The organism is Cupriavidus necator A5-1, assembly GCF_000744095.1.
In the GTDB taxonomy this organism is placed as follows: domain Bacteria; phylum Pseudomonadota; class Gammaproteobacteria; order Burkholderiales; family Burkholderiaceae; genus Cupriavidus; species Cupriavidus necator_A.
Window position 1 is genome coordinate 1,856,841 of the sequence record NZ_JQLI01000001.1, and the last position, 22,379, is coordinate 1,879,219.

The 22,379-nt window shown below is 62.3% G+C and carries 22 protein-coding genes and 3 pseudogenes; 13 read left to right on the top strand and 12 right to left on the bottom strand.

All coding sequences use genetic code 11. The annotated features are described in order from the left end of the window. Positions 1-38 precede the first annotated feature (38 nt). Complete coding sequence (locus K307_RS08215) at positions 39-896, top strand: helix-turn-helix domain-containing protein (RefSeq protein ID WP_230625589.1); 858 nt, start codon at positions 39-41, stop codon at positions 894-896. 46 nt (positions 897-942) lie between these two features. After that, complete coding sequence (locus K307_RS08220) at positions 943-1,269, top strand: hypothetical protein (protein WP_042881631.1); 327 nt, start codon at positions 943-945, stop codon at positions 1,267-1,269. A gap of 15 nt (positions 1,270-1,284) precedes the next feature. Here the strand turns inward: K307_RS08220 and K307_RS08225 are convergent, their stop codons facing one another. The 3 genes from K307_RS08225 to K307_RS49310 all read right to left on the bottom strand — a co-directional run bounded on the left by K307_RS08225 (position 1,285) and on the right by K307_RS49310 (position 3,889). Continuing rightward, positions 1,285-2,172 (bottom strand): IclR family transcriptional regulator, encoded by an 888-nt coding sequence (locus tag K307_RS08225; protein WP_329955820.1) that lies wholly within the window; start codon positions 2,170-2,172, stop codon positions 1,285-1,287. Positions 2,173-2,331: 159 nt separating this feature from the next. Beyond that, complete coding sequence (locus tag K307_RS08230; protein ID WP_230625591.1) at positions 2,332-3,354, bottom strand: class I adenylate-forming enzyme family protein; 1,023 nt, start codon at positions 3,352-3,354, stop codon at positions 2,332-2,334. Between the two features lie 97 nt (positions 3,355-3,451). Next, positions 3,452-3,889, bottom strand: a complete 438-nt coding sequence (locus K307_RS49310; protein WP_230625593.1) for an AMP-binding protein — start codon at positions 3,887-3,889, stop codon at positions 3,452-3,454. Positions 3,890-4,061: 172 nt separating this feature from the next. On the opposite strand from K307_RS49310, the gene K307_RS08235 reads away from it, so the two are divergent. Both K307_RS08235 and K307_RS08240 read left to right on the top strand, forming a co-directional pair. After that, on the top strand, positions 4,062-4,790 hold the full coding sequence (locus K307_RS08235; RefSeq protein ID WP_042877527.1) for an SDR family oxidoreductase: 729 nt from the start codon (positions 4,062-4,064) through the stop codon (positions 4,788-4,790). Positions 4,791-4,892: 102 nt separating this feature from the next. Then, a pseudogene (locus K307_RS08240) lies at positions 4,893-5,877 on the top strand (tripartite tricarboxylate transporter substrate binding protein). A 157-nt stretch (positions 5,878-6,034) separates the two neighbouring features. On the opposite strand, the gene K307_RS08245 reads toward K307_RS08240, so the two are convergent. Continuing rightward, positions 6,035-6,652: a 2-hydroxychromene-2-carboxylate isomerase gene (locus tag K307_RS08245; RefSeq protein ID WP_042877528.1), complete on the bottom strand. Its 618-nt coding sequence runs from the start codon at positions 6,650-6,652 to the stop codon at positions 6,035-6,037. A gap of 412 nt (positions 6,653-7,064) precedes the next feature. Here K307_RS08245 and K307_RS08250 point away from each other — a divergent pair, with 412 nt between their 5' ends. The 5 genes from K307_RS08250 (at position 7,065) to K307_RS08270 (ending at position 11,582) form a co-directional block, all read left to right on the top strand. Further along, entirely contained in the window at positions 7,065-7,295 is a 231-nt protein-coding gene (locus tag K307_RS08250) for a tautomerase family protein (RefSeq protein WP_042877529.1), read from the top strand. Positions 7,296-7,314: 19 nt separating this feature from the next. Next, positions 7,315-7,506 (top strand): tautomerase family protein, encoded by a 192-nt coding sequence (locus K307_RS08255; protein WP_042877530.1) that lies wholly within the window; start codon positions 7,315-7,317, stop codon positions 7,504-7,506. Positions 7,507-7,577: 71 nt separating this feature from the next. Beyond that, complete coding sequence (locus tag K307_RS08260; protein WP_042877531.1) at positions 7,578-8,195, top strand: IS607 family transposase; 618 nt, start codon at positions 7,578-7,580, stop codon at positions 8,193-8,195. Then, entirely contained in the window at positions 8,176-9,717 is a 1,542-nt protein-coding gene (locus K307_RS08265; RefSeq protein WP_051974763.1) for an RNA-guided endonuclease InsQ/TnpB family protein, read from the top strand. The genes K307_RS08260 and K307_RS08265 overlap by 20 nt, the downstream gene beginning before the upstream one ends. 338 nt (positions 9,718-10,055) lie before the next feature. After that, complete coding sequence (locus K307_RS08270; RefSeq protein WP_042877532.1) at positions 10,056-11,582, top strand: CYTH and CHAD domain-containing protein; 1,527 nt, start codon at positions 10,056-10,058, stop codon at positions 11,580-11,582. A 17-nt stretch (positions 11,583-11,599) separates the two neighbouring features. On the opposite strand, the gene K307_RS08275 is transcribed toward K307_RS08270, so the two are convergent. Both K307_RS08275 and K307_RS08280 read right to left on the bottom strand, forming a co-directional pair. Then, positions 11,600-12,985 (bottom strand): DUF445 domain-containing protein, encoded by a 1,386-nt coding sequence (locus K307_RS08275; protein WP_230625595.1) that lies wholly within the window; start codon positions 12,983-12,985, stop codon positions 11,600-11,602. A gap of 145 nt (positions 12,986-13,130) precedes the next feature. Continuing rightward, positions 13,131-13,442, bottom strand: a complete 312-nt coding sequence (locus K307_RS08280) for a hypothetical protein (RefSeq protein WP_042877533.1) — start codon at positions 13,440-13,442, stop codon at positions 13,131-13,133. 194 nt (positions 13,443-13,636) lie between these two features. On the opposite strand from K307_RS08280, the gene ppk1 reads away from it, so the two are divergent. Together ppk1 and pstS are read left to right on the top strand one after the other, a co-directional pair. Beyond that, a complete protein-coding gene (gene ppk1, locus K307_RS08285; RefSeq protein ID WP_051975035.1) occupies positions 13,637-15,712 on the top strand; it encodes a polyphosphate kinase 1 in 2,076 nt (691 codons plus the stop codon). Positions 15,713-15,960: 248 nt separating this feature from the next. Further along, positions 15,961-17,007: a phosphate ABC transporter substrate-binding protein PstS gene (gene pstS / locus K307_RS08290; protein ID WP_051974764.1), complete on the top strand. Its 1,047-nt coding sequence runs from the start codon at positions 15,961-15,963 to the stop codon at positions 17,005-17,007. Between the two features lie 10 nt (positions 17,008-17,017). Here pstS and K307_RS08295 read toward each other — a convergent pair whose 3' ends face one another. Both K307_RS08295 and K307_RS08300 read right to left on the bottom strand, forming a co-directional pair. Next, positions 17,018-17,353 carry a hypothetical protein gene (locus K307_RS08295; protein ID WP_042877534.1) on the bottom strand — a complete coding sequence of 112 codons (336 nt, stop codon included), beginning with the start codon at positions 17,351-17,353 and terminating at the stop codon, positions 17,018-17,020. A gap of 2 nt (positions 17,354-17,355) precedes the next feature. After that, positions 17,356-18,014: pseudogene (locus K307_RS08300) on the bottom strand (LysR substrate-binding domain-containing protein); the annotation flags it as partial. Between K307_RS08300 and K307_RS08305 the strand changes: the two are divergent. Beyond that, positions 18,008-18,184: pseudogene (locus K307_RS08305) on the top strand (mandelate racemase); the annotation flags it as partial. The pseudogenes K307_RS08300 and K307_RS08305 sit on opposite strands and share 7 nt — an antisense overlap. 37 nt (positions 18,185-18,221) lie before the next feature. On the opposite strand, the gene K307_RS08310 reads toward K307_RS08305, so the two are convergent. The 3 genes from K307_RS08310 to K307_RS08320 all read right to left on the bottom strand — a co-directional run bounded on the left by K307_RS08310 (position 18,222) and on the right by K307_RS08320 (position 20,474). Further along, on the bottom strand, positions 18,222-18,665 hold the full coding sequence (locus tag K307_RS08310; protein ID WP_042877536.1) for a cupin domain-containing protein: 444 nt from the start codon (positions 18,663-18,665) through the stop codon (positions 18,222-18,224). 224 nt (positions 18,666-18,889) lie between these two features. Further along, positions 18,890-19,447, bottom strand: coding sequence for a GNAT family N-acetyltransferase (locus K307_RS08315; protein WP_042877537.1), 558 nt, complete (start codon positions 19,445-19,447; stop codon positions 18,890-18,892). A gap of 112 nt (positions 19,448-19,559) precedes the next feature. Beyond that, positions 19,560-20,474, bottom strand: a complete 915-nt coding sequence (locus tag K307_RS08320) for a LysR family transcriptional regulator (RefSeq protein ID WP_042881638.1) — start codon at positions 20,472-20,474, stop codon at positions 19,560-19,562. A 104-nt stretch (positions 20,475-20,578) separates the two neighbouring features. Here K307_RS08320 and K307_RS08325 point away from each other — a divergent pair, with 104 nt between their 5' ends. Next, positions 20,579-21,475: an aldo/keto reductase family oxidoreductase gene (locus K307_RS08325; protein ID WP_042877538.1), complete on the top strand. Its 897-nt coding sequence runs from the start codon at positions 20,579-20,581 to the stop codon at positions 21,473-21,475. Here K307_RS08325 and K307_RS08330 read toward each other — a convergent pair. Next, entirely contained in the window at positions 21,468-22,376 is a 909-nt protein-coding gene (locus tag K307_RS08330) for a LysR family transcriptional regulator (RefSeq protein WP_042877539.1), read from the bottom strand. The genes K307_RS08325 and K307_RS08330 overlap by 8 nt on opposite strands. Positions 22,377-22,379 lie beyond the last annotated feature (3 nt).

Below are 22,379 nucleotides of genomic sequence, written 5' to 3' on the forward strand. Positions count from 1 at the left end.
TTGAGACAGTGATGGATCGTCGTGCCACCGCAGCCGGAATGATCGATTTCGAGGCCATTGGCGCCCGCCTTCGGGCTTATCGCCTGGGCGCGGAGCTGCGTGCCGAGCAAATCGCCGAAGTGCTGGGGATCTCGCGTGCCGCGGTCTACCGGATGGAAAAGGGTGAGATTGTAAAAATTGAGACGCTGGAAAAGCTGGCGGGCATCCTCGACACCTCGCTCGCGTCCCTTTTGGGGGCGGGGACGGAATACTATCCATCCGCGCTGGCCTATATCGAGCGCATGCGCCAGCTGGAACAGGGCGCGACCCGGATCCTGGCGCACTTCGAGCCCATCTCCTTCCTGCTCACCTCTCCCGACTACGACCGCTACCTGGAGCAGATGCTGCGGGAAAGCGGCGACCACCTCGATGACAAGCGCATCCGGGCCATGATGGAGCTGCTGCAGGAGCGCAAGCGCTCGTTCGTGTCGAGTCCTGCGCCCATCGTCAGCCTGATCGGGCTGCGCGAACTGGAGCGCTTCGTCCATTTCGGCCTCGTCGGCAAGATGGACCTGCCGCCTGCCACCAGGATGGAGCGGTCGCTCGCGGCGCGTGCGGAGGTCGAGCGCATTGCCGAGCTGCTGGAGAAGCAGCCCATCGGGCTGCAGATCGGCATCGTCGACGAGAGCATGCCGAACGCGACCTTCCAGGTCTTCGAGCGCCCGAGCGGGTCCTATGTGGCGGTCAGCCCGTTCCGCTTCGGCGAGTTCCCGAACATCTCGTCCGGCATCGCCTCCGTGACCGCCGCACCCGAAGCCGTTGTCCTGTACACGCACATGGTCGAGTCCCTGTGGCAGCGAGCCTACAAGGGGGCTGACGGTGCGGCGCTATTGCGGCGCATGCTCCAGCAGGTTTGAATTCAGTTCGTTCCCTCCTCCTTCTTCAAAACCAGCGATGACCACTATGACGTTCAGCACTGTCACCGAGCAGTTCAATGCAAGCGTACCGGGCACGGATGCCTTCCTCAGGGTCAAGGAGAGCATGCGGGCACTGATGAAGAGCGATTCGTCGCATGCAGCCGCCTACTTCCTGGTGTATGGGTTCGCGCGCTCCTATGTCATTCTTCACGACGACGAAGGCATCACGATGGAAGTCGCCGAGATGGCCAAGAACCAGCTGCTGGGCTATATGCGCGCGATCGAGCAGGCGCTTCCCGGTGGCGCGCAGGCGCTGCTCGCCGCTATGAACGAGATCGTGGTCCACTACGACGCGAACAAGCAGTTGTTCTGACGTCCGCGCCATGAATCAGAGCGAGGGACTCAGTGCCCCTCGTTCGGATTGCGGCTCACGCATGCCTTGCCCGAGGCTGCGCTCGATTTCCCGGACCGTCTCAAGCAGCTTGGGACGGATTTCCTCGTGCAGGCGCGCGACGGGAAAATAGCCTGCGGCACCGGCCACACTGATTGCCATCGGCGGAAGTCCACGGCCGGGCCATATCGGCGTGGCGATGCCATGCACTTCCCTGACCCAGCTACCAGCCGCGGTGACGCAGCGCGTGGTGCGATATTCCTCCAAGGCCTGCAGGATGCCGTTCTCGATGGCAGGCCAGTTGGCTTCGTCGAGCGCGCAAAGCCGCTCCATCAGGTCCGCTCGCTCGCTGGCAGGCAGGGCAGCCAGCAGTGCCCGCCCTGCTGCGGTAGTGCCCAGCGGAATGCGGGAGCCGACGTCCAGGCTCAGCGTCACAATAGTGGTGCTGCGGCAGCATTCCAGGTAAAGCATGGAGAGCCGGTCCCGCGTCGTCAGTGCCACAACGGCGCCCGTTTCGGCCGCTAGTCTCTGCAAGAACGGCCTGGCCGCCTGGCGCACGTCCAGGTTGATCAGCATCGAGCTGCCCAGTGCGGCGGTGGCGGTGCCCAGCCGGTATTTTCCGCTCTCCGGAACGAGGTGCAGGTAACCCAGCTTCGTCAGCGTGTAGGTCAGCCGCGTGATCGTGGATCTCGGCAGCCCGCAGCGCTCGGCAATCTCGTGGTTGGCCAGGAAGCTGTCGCCACTGCGAAAGCAGCTCAGCACTTCAAGCCCCCGCGCCAGAGCGGTCACGAAATGCCTGTCCTGGCTCTCTTCCGCCGCGCTGTCCTCGGATTCGGGCTCGTCCACAGGCACCATCCTGTCCTCAGTCTTTTTCCTGGTTGCCATACTGGCTGTTCCTCCGTGAGTGGCACGACAGGCATCCATGCCTTGTCCATGAAAGCCCGGTGCCGCTCGCGTGTTGCATCGGGTGAGTAACGATCGAGAACGGACAAAACTAGCACAATTTGAAAAGGGCTCACGCACCGCTGGCGCCGTTGTAGCCTTTTACAGAACCACTTGCCGCGCGTCCGCCTGCCGTAGCGCCAGCTGTGTGATTTCGTGCTTGAGCAATTTGCCGGTGGCCGCGGCCGGCAGCGGCGTCATGGCACGAATTTCCGAAGGCACCTTATATGGGGAGAGCCGCGCACGGAGATAGACCATCAGGGATTCGCGCTCCAGCGTCATGCCGGCGGCCACTTCCACGAATGTGACGACTTCTTCGTTGCCGCTCACCGGCCGGCCGACCACGGCAGACTGCACGATGGCCGGATGGCTGTTCAGCACCTGCTCGACTTCCACGGGATACACGTTGAAGCCCGAGCGGATGATCAGTTCCTTGGTCCGCCCGACGATGTAGAGGGCTCCGTCTTCGGCCTGGCGCGCCATGTCTCCGGTGTTGAACCAGCCTTCGGCATTGATCGCCGCGCGCGTCAGGTCTTCGGCGCGATAGTAGCCCTTCATCAGGTTCGGGCCGCGGACCCAGAGTTCGCCTACCCCGCCGCGCCCCACGTCACTTCGACTGGCGAGATCCACGATACGGATTTCCACGCCCGGGACCGGCGTGCCGACCGAGCAATCCTCGCGCGGCGACTCCAGGCGTGTCTGCGCCACGGTCGGCGACATCTCCGTGAGCCCGTAGCCGTTCTGCAGCGTCATGCCAAAGGCGTCTTCCACCGCCTGCTTCAGTTCCGGGGTGAGCGGCGATCCTGCCGTGCCGAGAACGCGCAGGCCATGATCCGCGAAGGTGGTGCCAGTGTGGGCACACCAGTCGAGCAACCTTGCATACATGGCTGGCACACCAATCAGCACGGAAATCCTGCGGTCCCGCAGCATGGCGCACAGCGCTTCCGGCGAGAATCGTTCTTCAAGTTGGAGGCAACATCCGCAGGCCAGTGACCCGATCAGCTGCGACGACAACCCGACGACATGGGCCATGGGCAGGACCCCATAGACGGTGTCACTGGGACTGAGCCGGCGCAGCTGGCTCGACAGCGATGCCATATGCAGCAGGCTGGCGTGCGTCAGCATGACGCCCTGGGTTGGCCTGAGGTGCCCGAGGTGTAGATCATGGCGGCAACCTGGCCTTTCGGGTCGTCGCTGACCGGCTCCGCGCGGGCCAAGGGGTTCAAGGGCCCCACCGCAAGCTCACCGATACATGACCAGGCGGACATCGTCGCACCGGCGCGTGCGCCTTTGCGTCCTGCGACACCTGCGCGGCGTACAGGACGCGGCGCGCGCCGGAATGCTCGATGAAGGTATCAATCTCGCGCGCCGACAAGCGTGCGTTCACCACGACGGCCCAGGCATCGCACTGGCTGGCGGCCAGGGCGAGTACCGCGAGCGCTGCGCAATTCTCGGCTACGAGCAGCACCCGGTCACCCGGCTCGATGCCCAGCTGACGCAGTTGCTCGGCGGCAGCGTGGGTCGCCATGTCCAGTTGCGCATAGGTCAGGGCGTGGTCGCGGTCCCTGAGCGCCAGGCTGTCGGGGATACTCTTGACCCATGGGGCAATGACCTCATGGATGCGGCGACAGCGCAGTCCTGCTGGGTGACGGTCCATCATGGTTTGTCTCCTTGTTTAAACTGCAATGCAGTCTATTATCCCGCTACGCGGTTGCGAAAGCAGCAAAATCTCGGCGAATAATGGGGATTTCCCGTTGACGCGCTGACGGTGTTCCACCATGATGAACCGCAATGCAGCACATTGTTCCGCAAAAATCAAAAAGGAGACCGTGATGAATGCCAGGAAAGCCGTACTCGTGGTGGGCGCCGGTGACGCAACCGGCGGCGCCATCGCCCGGCGCTTCGCGCGCGAGGGGTATATCGCCTGTGTCACACGTCGCAACGCCGACAAACTCGCGCCGCTAGTCGCTCAGATCGAGGCTGAAGGCGGCATGGCCCATGCCTTTGGGTCCGATGCCCGGAAAGAGGAGGAAATGGCTTCCCTGGTGCGGGAGATCGAGACGAATATCGCGCCGATCGAAGTCGCCATTTTCAATATCGGCGCCAATGTCCGCTTCGACGTCCTCGATACCACGGTCCGCGTGTACTACAAGGTCTGGGAGATGGCGTGCTTTGCCGGTTTCCTGATGGGCCGGGAGACGGCCCGGGTCATGCTGCCGCGCGGCCGCGGCTCGATTTTCTTTACCGGCGCGACCGCCAGTCTGCGCGGCAGGGCCGGCTTCGCCGCGTTTGCCGGCGCCAAGCATGCCTTGCGGGCGTTGGCCCAGTCGATGGCCAAGGAGCTTGGACCCAAGGGCATCCATGTCGCGCATCCTGTGATCGACGGCGCCATCGATACGGAATTCATTCGGGAGAACTTCCCGGACCGATATGCGCTGAAGGACCGCGACGGCATTCTCAACCCGGAACATATCGCGGATGCCTACTGGATGCTGCACCAGCAGCCGCGCGACGCATGGACACACGAACTCGATCTGCGCCCCTGGATCGAGGCGTGGTGATCGATTGCTCCTGATCGCCGCCTGAAAGGTGGTGCCGTCTGGCGCCGCCTCCTGGTTTCGGGCGCCCCCCCCGAGAGTCAACAAGAACGAGAGGAGGCTGTCATAAAGAGGCGTCATTTCGCTTACCTGGGCGCGGCCTGTGTCGCAGGCAGTGCGCTACAAGCGGTATGGGCCGTGGCAAATGCGCAATCCGACCGGGGCTACCCGGACCGGCCGATCCGGATACTGCTGGGCTTTCCGCCCGGCGGCTCCACTGACGTGCCGATGCGCGTGCTCGCGGCGAATGCCGCGGGGATCCTCGGGCAACCTGCCGTCATCGAGAACAAGCCGGGCGCGGCGGGCGTGCTGCCTGCGCAGATGCTGCAATCCGCAAAGCCGGATGGCTATACGATTGCGGTGATCCCACAAGGGGTATTCCGGCTGCCTTACACCACCGGCATCAACTGGAATCCGCTGGACCTTGGGTACACATCGGGTTGACAGGCTATGTCTTCGGCATCGTCGTGCCGGCACCGTCGCCAATCAAGACGCTGGGCGACTATATCGCTTACGCCAGGGCACATCCCGGCGAATTGACATACAGCACGCCCGGGGCGCTTACCACCAACCATCTGACCATGGAGCAGATCGCGCGGGAGGCAGGACTAAAGCTCATCATGTGCCCTACAAGGGAACCAGTGAATCGTTGCTGGCGCTGCTTGCCGGCCATGTGCAGTCCGCGGCCGAGACCTCCGGCTGAGTTCATTATGTGGAAAGCGGAAAACTCAGGTTACTGGTGGTATGGGGCGAACGGCGCGCGGCGCGCTTTCCCGGCGTGCCGACCCTGAAAGAGTCGGGGATCGATATCGTGCAGTCGTCCCCGTGGGGACTGGCCGCACCAAAGGGCACGCCGACGCCGGTTCTCGCCACGCTGCATGACGCGTTCAAGCGGGCGATGCAAGCCGCGAACTTCAGGGAGACGCTGACGCACTACGATATGGAACCCACGTACATGAGCATGGAGCAATATCGGCGCTATGCTGTGTCCGCAATGGCGAGAGAGAAGGCGGTGCTTGAACAGAGACAGTTCGGGAAAGGCAGCGGTTGATCCACGCCACGCCAACTCGGGAGCAGGGATCCGGGCGCCAGCGTTGGTACACCGATTCTCGTGGCCGACCTGGAAGTCCGGCGTGAGCGGCGCGCGGCAGCAGGACGGACCATGTCCTCCATTTGCCACCGCGCAAAGTCAGGTTGCCTTAGGGCAGTCAGCTTGCCTTGCAGCGCTCAATTTCCTCTTCGACATCGCGCAGGCTGTCTTTCCCAAAGTAAATCTCGTCATTGACGAAGAAGGTGGGGGAGCCGAAAGCGCCGCGCTCGAAAGACTGCTGCGTATTCCTGAGCAGTGTCTCCTTGACGGGCGGTTCATTGATCCGCTCAAGGATGCGCCCCCCGGCAAGGCCGGCATCGCGCAGCACCTGCTCGATCACCGCCGGATCGTCCATCTTCTTTTCCTGCTCCCACATGGCAGCGAAGACCGCTTCAACGTAAGGCTCAAAGCAGCCGTCAAGCCTTGCCGCTACGGCGCCGCGCATGATCTGCAGCGTATTGACCGGAAAATTAGGGTTATATCGATAGGCAGCGAGCCCGTGTTTTTCCACGAAGCGCTTGATCTCGAGCCTGCCGTACTCGGGTTTGTTCTTGATGCCGGCAAACGCTTCCGCCGGTGAGCGGTTGCCGGTGAGGCGGAACAGGCCGCCCAGCAGGATCGGCACGTATTCAAACTTGATGCCCGTCCTTCGTTCAATTGCCGGGATGACTTTGTGGGCGAAGTAGGAATTGGGACTGCCAAAGTCGAAATGAAACTGGACCACAGGCGTGTGCATTGGGGTGTCTCCTTTAGTTTCCCAGGCCGACTCGTACTCCCGATCGGAGGTGAGGCCGACTTGCAGAACAAAGTACTGCAATGCGAGCAAAGCTGGCAAGCGATTGCAGCAGACACGGGATGCGATTCAGGCAGTCGACTGAAGATTTGACGAGGCTGTTCTGCAATGCAGTCTGAAGTGAAGGCGGCCTCGACAATCCCCTCAGCTGGGATCGCACGGTCGAGAAATTCCATTGGCTGAGCGAGCCATACGCTGATGAAGCGCTTCGAGGCCAGATCATTCATCTGGTCTCTGCATTGGATGAGCATTCGATTGCTGAGTTGATGGAACTCATGGCGAAGGTGAGTCCGGCACCAAAGTTCCCGGCGAAGCACCCGGGCATTCAGTAAAGAAACCGGCTCAGGAGAAACAGATGGCCCTTATTTCTTGTGACATGCGATTCGGCAGGACCGACGAGCAGAAGAGGCAGCTTGCGGAGGGCCTGCTACGCGTGGTGAGTAAGGCGACCGGAGAGACGAAGGACGACATCTTCTTCGTGATTCGTGAAGGCCGAGGCATCAACTTCGTCGAGCACGGCGAGCATCTGCCGGAATACGTCGAAGGCGCGGCCAACGACAGAGCACTGATCAGCCGCCTGAAGTAAAAGACTCAAGGAGACAATCTTGCCATTCATTGAATGCCACATTAAAGCCGGCCTGACGCAGGAGATCCGGGACATTATCCAGGTCACGCACGATTCGATCGGATCGGATCCGAAGATCATCAACGTCATCCTGCACGAACATCCCTCCGAAAATATCAGCATTTCAAGCCGTATCAACGGTGAAGAGTTCAGCAAGAAGAGCACCGCCTGACTGGGGCAAGTGAGCAGCCCCTTGTAAACTGCTTATAGGTGTGTAATTATTTCATACTTGCTAAAGTTACGATGAAGGAGGCGTGCGCGATGCTGGGCATCCACCCTGGCACGCTTCGCCGATGGGAGTTCGACGGGAAGATCTCCGCCGATCGGACTCCGGGTGGTCATCGTCGCTATAATTTGACCGCTCTAATGGAGTTGGCCGGCAAGAAGGTCGAGGAAGCAGAGCGCGGGCGTACTACGCTCGCCTATGCGCGCGTTTCCAGCCACGACCAGAAGGCCGATCTGGAGCGTCAGTGCCAGGTGCTGGAGTCGTTCTGCGCTGCGAAGGGATGGCCCTTCGAACTCATCCGGGATCTCGGCTCCGGCATGAGCTATGAGAAGAAGGGCCTCAAGCAACTGCTCAAACGTATCTGTGCCGGAGGCGTTGATCGGCTTGTCATCACACACAAGGACCGGCTCTTGCGATTTGGTGCAGAGCTCGTTTTTGCTCTGTGCGAGCAATTCGGAACGGAAGTCGTCATCATCAATGCCAAAGGCGATTCGACGTATGAGGAGGATCTTGCCTGCGACGTGCTTGAGATCATTACCGTCTTTTCGGCGCGCCTCTATGGCAGCCGTTCCCACGAGAATCGTCACGCCATGAAAGCCCTGAAAGAGGCTGCAGATGCCATTCAAGAGGGCTGATCCCACCACTATCCAGTTCGCGAGGAAGGTCCGTCTGGTGGTGGACGCTGATGCTGCGGGCAAGCTCGACGGGCAATCCAAAATCTGCAACTGGCTATGGAATCGACTCAAGGACGAAGTCGAGACGCGCATGGCGGAGTTGTCCATCGTCGGCGGCTATGGCTATCTTGATGAGGCGCGAACCAAGAAGCTCCTGTCGGAGGTCTATTCCGAGATCGGGCTTCGCAACCTCGTGCCGCCGCTCAAGGAGCGTCATCCGTTCTTGCGCTGCGTGTTTTCTTCACCGCTGAAGAATGTCGCGCTGCGCATGGCCAAGGCCATTGCCTCGCATCGAAAGTCGAAGAATGGACAGCGCTGCGGCCCAGACGTGGGCTGGGTCAAGTACAAGGCATGGGCCAAGCACTGGATGAGCCTGGAATACGACGAGCCAGGCAAAGGCTGGAATGTTTCCCAGTTCGGTTGGCTCAACCTGTCGTTCGGCGCGAACGCGCAAGGACAGCGGCTGTCGCTGCGCCTGAAGATGGAGAAGACACCCAAGGAGATCGCGAGCGCTCGCACTTGCCGGATCGTCCGCGAGGGCCGCGACCGCTATTTCGCTGTGTTCACGTTCAAGGGGCAGAAGAAGGCCAGGCAACGCGGCACGCGCGTGGTCTACATCGATCCGAACCTGAAGAACTTTGGCTACGCTCTGGATACTGAGGGGCGCGCCTTCGAATTGTCCAATCTTGAGAAGTTGAAGGAGTCGGAGCGCATTCTCGATCGGCTAACGAGTCTGCGTGACCGGTGCATAGCAAAGTCGCTGTGGGTAGATACCGTCCACGGCGATGGCACGGTGTCGACGCATTGGCGTCCCAGTCGCCGCTGGAAGCGTTTGGACGACGCTGTGGAGCGAATGCAAACCAAAGTGCGAGAACAGAAAAAGCACTTCATGTATTCGCTGGCGAACCAGCTCTGCAGGCACTACGACGTGATTGGGATCGGCAACTACGTGCCGGAGAACACCAACCACGGCAAGGGCCGCAAATACAACCGCGCGGTAAGAAACAGAACGATGCACGGTGCATTCAAGGACATTGTCTCGTGGGTCGCGACGCGCTCCAGAAAGCATGCGCTGGTGCTGGATGAAACCGGCACCACGCGAACGTGCCATGCGTGTGGTCACGTTGTCGAGGGCGGGATAGCGCCCGCAATTCGGGAGTGGGATTGCCCGGGCTGCGGCACCTGCCACCTGCGCGACGAGAATGCCTGTCAAAACGGTCTGCGGCGGCTGCTGACGCAAGTCGGCGACGCTGTGGACTGCTCCCATCTGCCCTGCTCGGGCCCCGTTCAGATTATCGGGCGGTGTGATTGGCGATTCCATCCGCAAGGATGGACGGGAGTCCCGAGAGGGGGCGCCAATGTGAATTCAATGCGCCTGCCGGAGTACCGGCAGCGAATGCGCGCGTTACCGCGCGCTCGGGTTGGTGACCGCGCGTCCAAATCTGCAAAGACGTCGCCATCAGCGATGCGTAGGCTTGCTTAGATTTGGAAGAGCGGCTCCTCTCCGATGCGGGTGACCGGCAGCCCGATGCATGTGGCGGCTACTGGCCGGGAGAAAGTCTGGCTCGCCGTATTACTGGCAGCCGCGGAAGTGGGTGTCATCGGGATCCACGGCACCTTGGTTGGTGCGCGATGCTGGAAGAAAGCTTCAACAAGCTGGTGGCGTAGGGAAGGTGATGCATGTTACTGATGCTGCACACCATCCCGCGATGGCGCTGCGCTTTGCGGCGTCGCATCCGGCAAGCGCCGGGTGACGGGTCGCACGGCCTGGACTGGCGCAAGCGCGCATGACGCCTAACATTACTTCATGGAGGTGACGCCATGGAGCGGGAACTAAAGTTTGAACTGTCGGCCGACCAGGCCGGTCGCGTACGGGATCTGCCGCTGCTGCAGTCCATGCAGGACGGACAACGGCGCGAGGCGGCGCTGAAAAGCCAGTACTTCGACACGCCGGAACTGGATCTGCGTCGGCGCAATGCTTCCCTGCGCGTGCGTAATGACGGTGACCACCTTGTCCAGACACTGAAGTCCGTGGGCGAGCGTGGTGCCGGCATGTTCCAGCGCGAGGAATATGAATCGCCAGTCGCCGGCTGGCAGCCCGATACGGCGAAATTGCACAAGCTGGTGCCGAAGGACGCCTGTGTCCGAAGGATCTTTGACGCAAACGGGCTGGACAAGCGGCTGGCGCCGGTGTTCTCGGCTGACGTCAGTCGCACCGTCGTCCCGCTGAAGCTGCCAGAGGGAGACGAAGTCGAGCTGGCGATCGACCGGGGCGTGGTCAGTGCGGGCGAAGCCAGCCAGCCCTTGCTCGAGTTCGAAATGGAACTCAAGGAGGGCGATCCCGCCCATCTCTATGCGCTGGCCGCGCAGATCCTGCAAGTGGTGCCGCTGCGTCTGAGCTTCATGAGCAAGGGCGATCGCGGCTACGGCCTGCTGGTGTGCGAGAAGCTGGCGGCCGTACGCGCCTCGTCGCTCGAGCTGGATCCGAAAGACAGCGTGGAAGCCGCCTTCCGCAGCATTGCGCAGAACTGCCTGGCGCAGGTACACGGCAACGAAGCTGCCGTGGCATCGGGACATTCGGCCGAGGGCGTGCACCAGATGCGTGTGGGGCTGCGGCGGCTTCGCTCCGCCCTGGATATGTTCTCGCCGGTCCTGGCATGTCCGGACGCACTCCAGGACGAGATCCAGTGGATCGCCGGGGAGCTTGGCGAGTCCAGGGACTGGGAAGTCCTTGCCCACTCGACGCTCCCGAAGATCGTGGCGGAGGAAAGTACGCAGGCCGACCTGGACCGCGTGCGGCAACGTGCCCAGGACATCGCAGCGCAGCGGCGGCTGGCTGCGGCGGAAGCGGTCTCTTCTTCCCGTTACGCGAAGCTTGCCATCGAGCTGAACCGGTGGGTGGCCTCGGCAGCGTGGCGCAACGACCAGGAGCCGTCTAAGGCAATGGCGGCGCCCGTGACCAAATTCGCGCGCGACACGCTGCGCAAGCGGCATCGCAAGCTGGTGCGCAGGGGCCGGGGACTGCACAAGCTGGACGCGCAGCACCGGCATCGAGCCCGTATCGCGGCAAAGAAGCTGCGGTACGCGACCGAGTTCTTTGCGTCCTTGCTGCCGCAGAAGACATTGCGCGGGTATCACAAGGCATTGTCACGCCTGCAAGACGACCTGGGCTGGGGCAACGATGTCGCGGTGGCCGATGGCCTGCTCAGCAAGCTTCAGCACAGGCACGAGGCGGTGGCGGCCGGCGCGGCCTATGCGAGAGGATTCCTGGCGGCTCAGCGCGAAGCGGACCGGCCAAGGCAAAAGCAGCTCTGGAAGCGCTTCCGCCGCGTGGAACGGCCCCGGTAAACGTGCCTGGCGGCCGCCTAAGCCAGCAGCATCGCCCCCGCATGGAGCAGTACGCCCACAGCGCCACCGACGAAGGTGCCGTTGATGCGTATGTACTGGAGGTCCGGCCCGATCTCCGCCTCGATCTTCCGGCTGACTTCTCTGGCGTTCCAGCTCTGCACGACTTCGGTGATCAGTGCGGAGATATGGCGGCCGTAGCGAAGCACCACGGTGCGAACGAGATCCAGCCACCATGCATTGAGTTTCTGCTGGATGGCTGAATCCCCCGAGACGGATTTACCGAGGGAAGCCAGCGTGCCGGCGATCGTGTCGCGGCTCAGGGACCGTTCGCTGCCGATGTCGGCGCTCAGGCGGGCCCGTACTCGCTCCCAGAGGATCCGGTAGTAGTCCTCGCGCCTGAGATACCGGATGCAGTCCCGCATCCATGCCTTACCAACGCGCCGGTAATCGTCGGAGGTCTGCAGCTTGCCGATCATGTCCTGGATGGAGGCGTCGAACTGCTGCCGCAGCTCATGATGAGGATGCGCCACGACTTCATGCAGCAGCGCAATGATGCCTTCCACAAACTTGTTGACGATATACCGGTCGAGCAGGGCAGGCGTGTACCTGGACGCCTCGCCGAACTTTGCCTTGACCACATCCGAGTTCGCCACGAGCCAGCGCTCCAGCGCCCGCAGCCCGTGATTCAACAGCGGCTGGTGGCGGCCGCCTTCGGTCAGGATCGTCAGGACATTGCCGGCAAGGCGGGACACATCCAGCGTGCGCAGTTGCGGCACCACCGTGCGTTCGAAGAGCCGCGCAACTTGCTTGTCGTTGAGGCTGCCCAGCAATGCTGGAACCGAATCCGCGACGGAATTGGCGATGATCCGGCTGTTCTCTGGCCTGGCCAGCCAGGCGGCAACCGCTGCGGCCGTGTTCTGGCTGCGGAGCCTTTCGACGACGATATCCGGTGTCAGGAAGTTCTGCTCGACGAAACTGCCCAGGCCTTTGGCAATCCGCTCCTGGTTCCGCGCAATGATGGCGGTGTGAGGGACCGGAATGCCGAAAGGATGCCGGAACAGTGCCACCACGGCGTACCAGTCGGCAATCGCGCCGACGGTGCCTGCCTCGGCAAAGGCGCGCAGCCATGCCAGCACAGGATAGTCGTCCTGAAAGATAACGCTGACGATCAGCAGGCCGATCATCACGGCCAGCAGGCTGGTGGCGGTGACGCGCATGCGGGTCAGCCGCGCCTGCTTCAGTTGTTCAGGCGCCATGACCGCAGCCATGTGGCTGTCTTCCCTGTTGCCGGTCAGATCGCTCAATACGGTGCCTGTCGAAGGAATTTCCGGATCCCGGTTGCGGGGTCTCGTGCGCGTGCCAGATGAAACCTGGTGGTCGCTTTTTTCCACGAAAGCGTCCACGAGAAGAATGGACTATTTACTTAATAATTTCGACTTCGACAAGTGGCATGCGGCGGACAGGGACGCCGCCAACCTCGCCTGCTCCTCGTCGGATTCAGTCTGACTGACGAGAGGAGCAAAGAAATCAGGCGCTATCGAAAGTCTTTCAGTTAGGCTTCCCTTCACCGGCGGGACCCTCGTGCTCCCGCAGCCTCTGCAGCGATCGGGTCAGCCTGGCGCCATCCTTGCTGTCGGCGGCATGAGTCAGGGCCACTACGCTCGCTTCGAGCCCTGCAAGTTCGCTGTCGCTACATAGCTTGGTGGCTTTCATCTCCTCCAGCTCCTTCGCAATGCGCTTGCCCAGCTTGCGCACGAATTCCGGATCAAGACCGGCCGCGGCGGCAGCTTCTATGTGATCGATCAGGCTCCTCAGTCCTGCCGGGGTGGTTTCGGTAAACGGTGGCATTTCATGTGTCATGGGTTACTCCAGTGGACACCCCCAAACCATTCTAGGCAGCGGATGCGCCCGGCGGGGCGATCTCCGTCCCGAAGTGGAAGGCAAGTTCTTGATGCTGCACACACAGATCAGAGCCGTCGCTCGCAAGTGGAATTGCCGGCGGCGGCGCGCCGATCGTCGTGGGCACGCATATCATGGAGCATGAATCCGATCCCATGCAGAAATACGCCCTGCGAGCTGGCATGCTGAATGGCAATGAACTCTATATCAACCGCGAACTCAGCCAGCTGGAGTTTTTCGACAGGGTCTTGCAGCAGGCTGCCGATCCCGCTGTGCCGCTGCTGGAGCGCCTGCGTGCGCTGTGTACCTTCAGCAGCAACCTGGATGAGTTCTATGAGATCCGCGTCGCGGCCCTGAAAGAGCAGTGCCTGCTCCAGTCTCCGGTTGCCGGGCCGGACGGGCTGACGCCGCAAGAGGTCTACGCAAGGCTCAACGAACGGGTCCGGGACCTGGTCGATCAGCAATACCGGCTGTTCAATGACGTGCTGATTCCCGCCATGGCCGGGCAACAGATTTGTTTCCTGCGGCGCCCCTCGTGGAATCCTGTGCAGGCCGTATGGATCCGGGAATTTTTCTTTGCCGAGCTGATGCCGGTGCTGACACCCATTGGCCTGGACCCGGCGCATCCGTTTCCGCGCATCCTTAACAAGAGCCTGAATTTTGCAGTCGAACTAGAGGGCAAGGATGCGTTCGGGCGCAACTCGGGCTATGCCATCGTGCAGGCGCCGCGGGCACTGCCGCGTGTCATTGCGCTGCCATCGGATGTTTCCGGGTGCCAGCATGGCTTTGTTTTCCTTTCCTCCATCCTCCATGCCCACGTCGGAGAATTGTTCAGTGGCATGACGGTTCGCGGCTGCTACCAGTTTCGCGTGACCCGCAACAGCGAGCTGTTTGTCGACGAGGAAGAAGTCAAGAATCTGCGCGAGGCGCTGCAAGGCGAACTACCGCACCGTCATCTTGGTGATGCGGTCAGGCTTGAGGTGGCCGACAACTGCACCCCGGCGATGACTGCGTTCCTGCAGGAGCAGTTCGGGTTATCGACCAGCGAGGTGTTCTCGGTCAATGGACCCGTCAACCTGGTGCGCCTGCTGCAGGTGCCGGATGAGGTCGATCGTCCCGAGCTGAAGTACAAGCCTTTCCGCCCCGGCGTGCCGAAGGCCTTGCAGGAGCATGCGGACATCTTCCACGCCATCCGCGAACACGACATCCTGCTGCATCACCCCTTCCAGTCCTTTGCCCCGGTGGTGGATTTTGTCAGGCAGGCGGCGCAGGATCCCGATGTGGTGGCCATCCGCCAGACCGTCTATCGGGCGGGCCATGACTCGGTCCTGCTGTCGGCACTCATCGAGGCGGCGCGCAACGGCAAGGAAGTCACTGTCGTGGTGGAACTGCTGGCCCGCTTCGATGAAGAGGCCAATATCGGTTGGGCTGCGCAACTGGAGGCAGTCGGCGCTCATGTCATCTACGGGGTCGTTGGCTTCAAGGCACACGCCAAGATGGTGCTGGTATTGCGGCGCGAAGGCGGGAAACTCAGGCGCTATGCGCATCTTGGCACAGGGAACTATCACAGCCAGACCACGCGCACTTATACGGACTTTGGCCTGCTGACCTGCAACGAGTCGCTGACGCAGGATGTGGCCCAGGTATTCAGCCAGCTGACCGGGCTCGGCCAGACCAACAGCCTGATCCATATCTGGCAATCGCCGTTCACCATGAAGAAGGCATTGCTTGCCGCGATCCGGTGCGAGGCCGAGCACGCCAGAACCGGCGGCAAGGGGTGGATCATCGCCAAGATGAATGCATTGCTGGAGCCGGATCTGATCCAGGCCCTGTACGATGCTTCACGTGACGGGGTGCGTATCGACCTGATTGTCAGAGGCGCCTGTGCGCTGCGCCCCGGCGTGGCGGGCCTGTCGACGAATATCGAGGTGAAATCGGTCATGGGCCGGTTTCTTGAGCATTCGCGCATCTTTTATTTTCACGATGGCGGGGCAGAGAAGGTCTTGCTCTCCAGCGGCGAATGGATGGAACGGAGCCTCTCCCGGCGGATCGAGATCTGCTTTCCCATCCTCGACACCGAGCTGAAGCAGCGCGTGATCGCGGAAGGGCTGACACCGTATTTGTCGGACCGCTGCGACGCCTGGCAGATGATGCCGGACGGAACATATGAGCGTCGGTCACCGCTTGACGGCGAGGCTGCGCAGAACATGCTGCTGGCGGCTTTGACCTGAAGCCTTTGGTCGACGCGGCGCGGGCTCTTTGTCCGCCATCTGGTTCCGAAGGATCGCTGGGTGACAGAAATATGACTGTCACAAATACGCGGCAACCTGCGGTGCTGCCGTCATGGCGCAAACCAATCAGCGTTGTAATGTTGATTCGCACCTGAGCTTCGTTTTTTATCCTCCCTCGCAAGCGGCGATCTGCTAGCCTGAATTGCGCAGGCGCAGCAGCGTAACCGTCAGACGAAGGAAGAACAATCATGAAGCCGACGCACGATTGCCGGGTACATTTTGTCAAGGCGCTGGCTCGACTGGCGGCAATACTGTTGCTGTCGCTTGGCGCGATTTCACCGGCGCGCGCGGGAGATATCACGGGGGCGGGCTCAACCTTTGTCTATCCGTTGATGTCCAAATGGGCGGCCACTTACTATGCCCGGACCGGCCAGCAGGTCAACTATCAGCCAACCGGATCGGGGAACGGCATCCGTCAGATCCGGACGGCGAGCGTAACCTTCGGCGCCACCGATATGCCGCTCAAGCCAGAGGATTTACGGGCGGCCGGTCTGGCGCAATTCCCGATCGTGGTCGGCGGCGTCGTGCCGGTCCTGAACCTCAATGGTGTTGGTCCGGGGCAGCTGCGCATGACTGGCTCGCTACTGGCGGATATTTTCCAGGGCAAGATCATCAACTGGAATGACCCGGCCATTGCCGCGGCAAATCCCGGCATCGCGTTTCCCGACCAGAAGATCGTAGTCGTCCATCGCAGCGACAGCTCCGGAACCACCTTCAACTGGACGGACTACCTCACGAAGGTCAGCCCGCAATGGGGCGCAAGCGTCGGCGCCGGGACAACAGTGAAATGGCCCGTCGGTGTCGGCGCGAACGGAAACGAAGGGGTTGCCACCTACATCCGCAATGTGAAGGGATCGATCGGCTACGTCGAGCTGACTTACGCGTTGCAGCGCGGGCTGCCCTATGCCGCCGTCAGGAATCGCGATGGTATCTTTGTCCAGCCCTCACGCGAGACCTTCAGCGCTGCGGTGGCGGCGGCCGAGTGGGATCCGAAGGCGGATTTCTACCAGGTACTGACCAATGCCTCTGGCCCGCAGGCCTGGCCCATTACCGGCGTCGTGTTCGTTCTGATCTCCAGGGGGCGTGGCAACCCGGGTGAGACAAAAGACGCGCTCGCGTTCTTTCGCTGGGCGCTCTACGAAGGGCAGGCGGATGCGTCCGCCGGCCACTATGTCGCGCTTCCCGAGAATGTCGTGAAGCGCATTGAAGCGTACTGGAACGAGACCTTTCAATAGCGACGTCAGATTACTGCTTGCGGTGGGCCTGGCTCGCGAATGCCCTCCATTCCCGGAAGACGGTGTCCAGACACGAGGCGGAATCGCAACTGTCCCGCTTCTTGCGGAACGCTGCAATATCTGCCTCGGTAATCGATCCTGCTTTGAGCAGCCGCTGCTGGTCTGTATAGATGCGTTGGTAGCCCATGGAAAACAGCGCGGATTCGCAGATCAGGCGCCGCGCCTGCGTGGGTGCGGTAGGCGTGGCTGAGGGATCGCATTCGATGTCGGTGGCATGTGCGGTGTTCAGGAAGGCGAGGCAGGGGCCTGCCAGGCAGTAAAAAGCGAAGCGGGAGATGCGGGTCACGATTAGTTTTGCGGGAGAGGCCGTGCGCGTTTTGCACCGGCCGATGATGTCGAAGGGTTCCCAAATCTCTCAACCAGAAAGTCTATGAACGCCCGAGCCCTCGCCGTCTGGTTCCGGCGCTGCGGGTAGTACACGAAGAGATCAGCGGAGGGGAGCAAATACTCGGGCAACACCACCCGCAGCCTGCCGCTCTCCAGGTATTTGGGCGAGATCCCGTTCCGAGCGAATCAGGATGCCGTGCCCGTCCAGGGCCCAGCCAAGCACCATATCTCCGTCGTTGCTCGAGAGTGCTCCCTCGACCTTGATCACCTCGCTCCGGTCATCGCGCTTGAATCGCCAGATGCCGGCCGCATCCTCGTTCTGCCTGTGGATGATGCAGCGATGCTTCGCCAGATCCGCAAGCGTCTCGGGCGTGCCGAACTCCTCCAGGTAGAGGGGTGATGCGCACAGGAACCGACGATTCGACATGATGCGCCTGGCGCTCAATCGCTTGTCCGGCAGGGTGCCGAACCGGATGGCAAGATCGACTCCGCTCTCCACCAGGTCGACGGGGCTTATCCGTCACCTCGAGCTGGACCTCCACGTGCGGATAGCGCTTTGCAAACGCTGACACCAACGGGGCGATGGTAGTGCGCCCGAATCCGAGCGTTGCATTCGGCCGGCCTGGGTCTCGGCGGCAACGAGAGCTATCCCGATCTGTTCCAGCCGTTCGGCGGCTTCCCCGATGGCGTCAAGGTCGAGAAGGGATACCTCACCATGCCTGACCTGCCGGGCATCGGCTTCGAAGGCAAGTCGGACCTGTACCGCGGGATGCAAGCGCTGTCCGCATGACCTGCCGCGCCGGGGCGCGCCAGTGGCGGGACAGCACTCAACCTGCAATCCTCACGCCACACGCCTGCGCGACGGCAGCCAGCTTTTCCACGTCGGGCGGCCCCGGTGCAATCTCCTCGTCGATCCGGGAAAACAATTGCGACGCTCGTCCGTCGTGGCTGGTGACCGAGATCATTTCTCCGCCGCCCGATCCGAACCGGAAGTAATGCACCGTGCCCGCGGGCACATGGACAAACGTGCCGGCGACGGCAGTAATGGCCTGCTCGTCATAGCCAATTTCGACCGTTCCCCTGGTGATGTAGAACGACTCGTCCCAGTCATGGCTGTGAGGTGGAGGCCCGCTTCCTTCCTCGCCCTGCTGCAGGAATACCTCATATCCCTGGGTGACAACGTTCGATGCCAGCACCGTGATCTTCTCCCCGACGACGTTGAGCGCGCGTGTGTACGCATCCGGTGTCACTGCAAAGGGTTGTGGCTTCATGTTTCTCTGTCTCCCTCAGGTACGGGACGGTCCGGGACCGATAACGCCAAGGTCCAGGTCCTGTGCAGAAGTTATCAGGCGGGGTTGTCGGAGCGCCCGGTGCCAGCACGCGCCTTGCCAGGGCAATCCGACGGGGAAGGTGTGCTGATGCACAATCCAAGATAGCAGACGCCCATGCCCGCGAACGCCTGCTTTTGAGGCCGAACGCGCAGGCTGTGCCCGACTCACGCAGGCCCCGGCACCCCAGCCAGGCCAAGCGTGACCACGTGCAGTGTGCCGTCATCGGGGCAGACGGTATCCACGAAGCCCAGCTTGCGGGCAAGCCCTCGCATCGACGTGTTCGAGGCGAGCACAAAGCCCTCCATGTTTCGGTACCCGGCAGCACGGGCAACGCCGATCAGGCTCTGCATCAGGCACTTCGCCAACCCGACGCCATGCCAGTCGTCGGCGACGGTCACGGCAAACTCGCAGGTATCGCTACCCGGACCTGCGGCGTAGCGTGCGCCGCCGACGATGGTCGCGGCTTCACCGTCGCCGGCCACAGCGACCAGCGCGAACTCACGTCCCGCCACTGGGTGCGTTGCCGACTCGAGCATGGCGTCGGGCAACTCGCGCATGGAAGCCATGAAGCGCGTATAGCGCGAATCGTTGGACAGGCGGTGAAAGGCTGCCAGCAAGCCGGCCTTGTCCTGCGCCCGGATCTGGCGCAGCACCACGCGCCGCCCGTCGCGCAAGGTTGTGCGGAACGGCAAGGCGGCTTCTGAGGAGGCGTTCTCGTCCATGATCGGAAAGGGATGGGGCTACGCAACCAAGAATACGATATTGCCTTGGCCGCAGGTGTCACTGTTGGCAATCTCGAGCATCCGCTCCCGACCGTGGCCTGAGACGTGTAGATCAAAGGGGCGGCGTACCCGATGTGTTTCCTGCCTTCAGAAAATCTACAAAGGCGCGCAGCGGCGCAGGCAGATGGCGACGCCCCGGATAGTACAGAAATGGCCCTGAAAAGTGCTGCCACCACGGCTCCAGGATCGGCTCCAGAGCGCCGTTGTCGAGATGCGGTCGGAGCATGTCCTCGAAAAGGTGAATCACGCCCACCCCTGCGACTGCAGTACTGACTGCAAGGTCGACTGCCGCGCCGGGCCGGACGAGAAGGGGGCCCGGAGGATCCAGCCGCACCACCTCGCCGTCCCTCTCAAAATCCCAGGTAGGCGTGGCGCCTCCGGCAAACTGGCCGCGCAAGCATGCATGAGCAAGCAGGTCGCGCGGATGCTCGGGTCTGCCGCGCGCGTCGAGGTAGCTCGGCGCCGCAGCCGTGGCGAACCGCTGCACACGTGGCCCGATCGGGACGGCGATCATGTCCTGCTCGAGCCGCTCGTCATAGCGAATGCCTGCGTCGCAGCCGATCGAAAGCACATCGATGAACCCGTCCTCAACCACGACCTCCACGCGGATGTCGGGATAGGCTTTCAGGAACGGCGCCACGACAGCTGGCAATACGATCCGCGCGGCACTCGACGGCACGTTGAGTTTGAGCGTGCCGGTTGGCTTGTCCCGAAACCCGTTCAGGACATCCAGCGCCGCTTCCATCTCGCTGAACAACGGCGTCAGTCTTTCGATGAGACGCAGCCCCGCTTCGGTCGGGGCCACGCTGCGTGTGGTCCGGTTGAGCAGGCGCAGACCGAGCTTCGACTCCAGCCGCCGCACGGCAATGCTGAGGCTCGACGCGGAGACGCCGCTGATTCGCGCTGCATCGCGAAAGCCGCCGGCGCGAGCCACCGAGACGAATGCGGAAAGATCGTTGAACTCCATGGGCATTGTTCGCTTTTTGAAACGGCCCGTCCAATCTAGATCGGATTATCAAACAACGCAATCGCTCCGATACTGACGCTCAACCATTATTCAAGGAGAGCGACATGTCGAACCTCACGGCCGCGGGTACATTCTCGCTTGCCGGCCATCCTGTGCACCGCATGGGCTATGGTGCGATGCAGCTTGCCGGCCCCGGCGTATTCGGCCCGCCAAGGGATCGTGACGCGGCCATCGCGGTCCTGCGTGAAGCGGTGGCGTCGGGCGTCAATCACATCGATACAAGCGACTTTTACGGGCCTCACATCACCAACCAGCTCATCCGCGAGGCGCTTCATCCATACCCGGACGACCTTATGATCGTCACCAAGGTCGGCGCTGTGCGTGGGGAAGACGGTGCGTGGCTACCGGCGATGGAGCCGGAAGACATCGAGCGAGGGGTCCACGACAACCTGCGCAACCTCGGTGTCGACGTGCTCGACGTGGTCAACGTGCGGATCATGGGCAGCGTCCATGCCCCCGCTGAAGGGTCGATCGAAAGGCAGGTCGCTGCACTCGCCGAGCTCCAGTACCGGGGTCTCGTTCGCCACATCGGTCTGAGCAACGTGACATCAGCCCAGGTCGCCGAGGCGCAGGGCATCGCGCCGATCGTTTGCGTGCAGAACCATTACAACCTGATCCAGCGGGAAGATGACGCGTTGATCGACGAACTGGCGGGCAAGGGCATTGCCTACGTGCCGTTCTTCCCGCTTGGCGGATTCACGCCGATTCAATCGTCAGCGTTGTCCAGGGTCGCCCGGATAATCGGCGCGACGCCGATGCAGGTTGCGCTCGCCTGGCTCCTCCACCGCGCGCCTAACATTCTGCTGATCCCTGGCACTTCGTCGCTTGGACATCTGCGCGAGAACATGCAGGCGGCACAACTGAGCTTACCGGGCACGGTGCGTGCAGAACTGGATGCGATGGGGAACGTCAACGGCCGACAGCCGGCCGCCACTAGGTAACACTCCCCCTTGCGACTTCCGGCACCAGGTCGTGAAGCCGGGACAAAACGAGCCGCGCCGCCCGGGACAACGGATGATGTCGCGTGACGCCCATGGCAATGGTCCGCGGCAAGCGCGGCTCGACAATCTCGACCGCGGACAAGCGCCCGCTGGCAACTTCGTGATCCACCGCGAGGATCGGCAGTATTGTCAAAGCGCCACCCGCAAGCGCGACCTCCTTCATCGTATTCAGCGATTCCACTTCCAGCGCCACATCCAGCGAAATGCCGAGCTGGCGCGCGTGCTGGTCGAGAATCGATCGCAGCCCGTTGGGGGCCGGCGGCAGGACGAGTGGGAGGCCGTCGAGCTTGCGGAATGGCACCGTCGGCATCCCGGCGAGCGGATGCCCGGGCGCGCAGATCAGGTAGGTGGCGACCTGGGCGAGCACGTCTTCGTCCTGGCGCGGCCCGGGACCATAGCGGTTGATGACCGCCAGGTCCAGGTGGCCCGATTCCAGCTCCTCGTCGAGTTGTCCGCTGAATCCTTCAGCCACGCGCAGCCGGACACCCGGCGCCGTGGCGCGCAGATCCTCGAACAGCGCCGGAATGAGGCGCGGCGCCATTGACGGCAGCACGCCGATCCTCACCTGACCGACCGGCACGCCCGCCGCATCCTTGACCTCGTCACGCAGCCGTGCCGACTGGGCCAGCAGCAACTGGACGTGCGGGAAGATCCGCTGGCCGAATTCCGACAGCACCACGCCCCGGCCGGTCCGTTCGAACAGCCTGTCGCCCCATTCGGCTTCGATCTGGGCAATGGCGCGGCTCACCAGCGACTGGGCGATCCCCAGCGAGCGGGCCGCACGCGACAGCGATCCCACTTCGGCCACCAGCGCCACGGTTTCGAGCTGTTTCAGGTTCACGGC